Annotated in this window: 2 protein-coding genes; one reads left to right on the top strand and one right to left on the bottom strand. The window is 62.9% G+C overall.

Features of this window, described 5'->3' with window-relative positions:
* On the top strand, positions 1-424 hold a 424-nt coding region (locus ACIQ2D_RS22220; protein WP_402867445.1), incomplete at its 5' end, for a GGDEF domain-containing protein.
* On the opposite strand, the gene ACIQ2D_RS22215 is transcribed toward ACIQ2D_RS22220, so the two are convergent.
* The coding region (locus ACIQ2D_RS22215; protein ID WP_402867444.1) for a hypothetical protein at positions 401-1128 on the bottom strand (728 nt) is incomplete at its 5' end. The two genes, ACIQ2D_RS22220 and ACIQ2D_RS22215, sit on opposite strands and share 24 nt — an antisense overlap.

Genomic DNA, 1128 nt, shown 5'->3' with positions numbered 1-1128 from the left:
CCTCCGCAGTGTCGTTGCGGCCATCACGCGGACGGCGACTGCGCGAGTGCTGATCGCCAGGTCCGGCGGCGAAGAATTCGTCGCATTCTTCGCCGCCGCGGATGTGGACGACGTGATGACTCTCGCCGAACGGATCCGAGCGTCGGTCGCCGAGTCCTGCGACGTGACGGTCAGTATCGGGGCGATCTACTGCACCCTCGACGATCACGCTGGCTCCCCGGACATGTCGTTGGGGGAGTTGACTGATCTTCTGACCCATCGTGCCGATGCCCTCATGTACGCCGCTAAAGCAGAGGGACGAAATACGGTTCGGTACCAACACCTTCCGCCGTTGAGGGTGAACATGGTGCATGGGCAGCACAGTGATGTCAGCAGGCCCGCATTGTTCGAGATCACGACATCAGCGACCGACCCTGTTCACTAGCGAAATCACGGCGGCGCTGTGAACACGGGTCGTTTGCTCGTGCACTGTGTTTTTCGTCGTGATCGGGCACAGTGTCCGGTGCTCGGACCACATCAGTGGCCACACCGCAGGATCAGCGTCGGCACGCAGCGATCGACGATCCCACCACATCATGCGAGTGCGATAACGCGCATCGGGATACGCGGCCGCCGGTATCCGTACATCGACCCTGCCTCCGGAGGATTCCCACCTGCTCAGCACGTGGTCAGCGGCAGTGGCCAGCACGAAACGAGACTGCAGTCGCTCCATCGTCGGCAACGCCACCCTCGCCAGTGCAGCAGACAACTTCCCGGCGTATCGCGACCCGGGGGATACCCACGCCGATTTCATTTCCACCACCCCCTCGGGGATTCGGGCAGCGATTGTCTCTCGAACAGCGTCCAGGGCGCGGTTACCCGTCCATTCGACCATCGCATGGGACTGACTAGCGCAGACGTATGGTCCCTGTGCGCGTACCCCGCCCACGACCACCCCGTCGCCGTCGACGAGAGCGTAGAACAGTGAGGTCGAAACACCGTCTCGCACTGCCGGCACATCCAAGGCTGCTTGCGCTCCGTGACGCCTGTAGGACTCCCACGCACCGGACAAGTATTCGTCCCACAGATAGTCGTCCGTCGCGGGATACGAGAGGACCACTCGGACACCGTCGGTGCCGGGCACCTCGA

This window comes from Lysinibacillus sp. NPDC097287 (genome assembly GCF_044761695.1).
Lineage (GTDB): Bacteria > Bacillota > Bacilli > Bacillales_A > Planococcaceae > Lysinibacillus.
The sequence above is the reverse complement of the archived record's forward strand: the minus strand, read 5'-3'. Positions and strand labels throughout refer to the sequence as shown.